This window comes from Sphaerisporangium sp. NPDC049002, from assembly GCF_040649355.1.
GTDB lineage: Bacteria > Actinomycetota > Actinomycetes > Streptosporangiales > Streptosporangiaceae > Sphaerisporangium.
Window position 1 is genome coordinate 1 of sequence record NZ_JBEZFH010000430.1, and the last position, 1,739, is coordinate 1,739.

2 protein-coding genes are annotated in these 1,739 nt (G+C 72.9%); one reads left to right on the forward strand and one right to left on the reverse strand.

Going from position 1 to position 1,739, the window contains the following annotated elements; all coding sequences use genetic code 11:
* Positions 1-84: 84 nt before the first annotated feature.
* Positions 85-981, forward strand: a complete 897-nt coding sequence (locus tag AB0B89_RS36275; RefSeq protein WP_358562278.1) for a penicillin-binding transpeptidase domain-containing protein — start codon at positions 85-87, stop codon at positions 979-981.
* Between the two features lie 73 nt (positions 982-1,054).
* On the opposite strand, the gene AB0B89_RS36280 is transcribed toward AB0B89_RS36275, so the two are convergent.
* Positions 1,055-1,739 (reverse strand): erythromycin esterase family protein (locus tag AB0B89_RS36280; protein ID WP_358562281.1); only part of this gene is annotated, 685 nt, incomplete at its 5' end.

Genomic DNA, 1,739 nt, shown 5'->3' on the forward strand with positions numbered 1-1,739 from the left:
GGGCGGCGAGTCAGTTCGGCCTCGTGTTGATGCACAGCACCCTGTCCAAGCCGCACGAGGGGCGGTGTCGAGGGGACCCCCGGCGTGGCCGTGCGCACCAGCCTGGACCCCTTGGTGCAGAAGGCCGCGGTCGAGGCGGTGCGCACCCTGGACAAGCCCACCTCCCTGGTGGCGATCCGCCCCTCCACCGGCGAGATCCTCGCCGTCGTCAACAACCGCGGCGGGTTCAACCGCGCCCTCGACGGGCGCTACCCTCCCGGGTCGACGTTCAAGACCGTCACCGCCGCCGGGCTGCTCGCCGAGGGGCTCACCCCCGAGCAGAAGGTCACCTGCCCCGCCAAGGCCACCATCGGCGGCCTGCCGATCCGCAACTCCGACCACGAGGCGTTCGGCTCGCTGTCGTTCCTGGACTCCTACGCCCACTCCTGCAACACGACCTTCGCGCCGCTCGCCGCCCAGCACCTCAGCGGCGGCAAGCTGTACGAGATCGCCACCAAGATGGGGTTCAACCAGCCGCTGGCCATCGGCGTCCCCGCCACCAAGGGAAGCATGCCGAAGCCCACCAGCGACGCCGACCTCGCCGCCGAGTCCTTCGGCCAGGGCCGCATCACCGCCAGCCCGCTGGTGATGGCCTCGGTCGCCGCGGCGGTGGCCGACGGCACCTGGCGCCCGCCGACCCTGGTGCCCTCGCTCAAGCAGAAAGCCCAGCCGCAGCAACTGCCGGAACCGGTGGCACGGAACCTGCGCACGATGATGGCCGCCGTGGTGAGCAAGGGCACGGCCAAGAAGGCCGGGCTGCCCAAGAGCACCGCGGGCAAGACGGGCACCGCGGAGTTCGGCACCGGCCCGAAGCTCGACTCCCACGCGTGGTTCATCGGCTTCCGCGGCGAGGTGGCGTTCGCCGTGGTGGTCGAGGCCGGAGGCATGGGCGGCGCGGTCGCCGCCCCGGTCGCCGCCGACTTCCTGCGCGGCCTCGGCTGACCGGCGGCCGGGCAGCCGGGCCTGAACCCCGCGCGTACGACGCATCGGCCCATGGCGGTCACGCACGCGCGTGTCAGCCCAGCCTGACCGCCCGCTTGAGGAAGACGACGCCGTCGATCGCGGCGAGCTGGGCCGGGTCCAGCGGGAAATAGGCGAAATCGTGGGAGACGCGCGGGGCGGGCTTGGTGACGGCCTCGGCCAGGCGGCGGGCGTCGACGAGAGAGTGGTCCCACGGGAGCGTGGACAGGATGCCCTCGACGGTGTCCGGGGGCGGGGTGTCCTCGCCGGCCGTGCCGAAGGCGGAGGCCAGGAAGGCGTACCGGTCGCCCAGGTGCGCTTCGGTGATCGCCCCCGCGCTCCACCACTCCACGAACTGGTCGCCGAAAGGCATGAGGTTCTTGTTCCGCTGCAGGTGGAGGTTGTGGCAGAAGACCAGGGCCGGGCCCTGCCCGGCGACGGCGCGCAGGTTGGCGGCCATCATCGCGTCCCGCTGGGCCGACAGCCGCGTCATCCGCGCCGGGGAGGTGTCGGCCATCCAGGAGTGGTAGCGGAGCAGGCCGACGGCGGTGCGCCCGTACAGCGCCGCCCGCTCCCTGTCCTTGGCGCTCAGCCGCGGCACCTGGGTGTCGAGCAGCGCCAGCAGATCGTCGGCGAGCAGCCGCAGCCGCTGGGCGTCGGCGGACCGGCCGATCGACTGGGACGGGTCCATGACCGTGGCCTCGTTCGTCCACCGGTCGTCCGGGCCGAGCAGCGCGTCC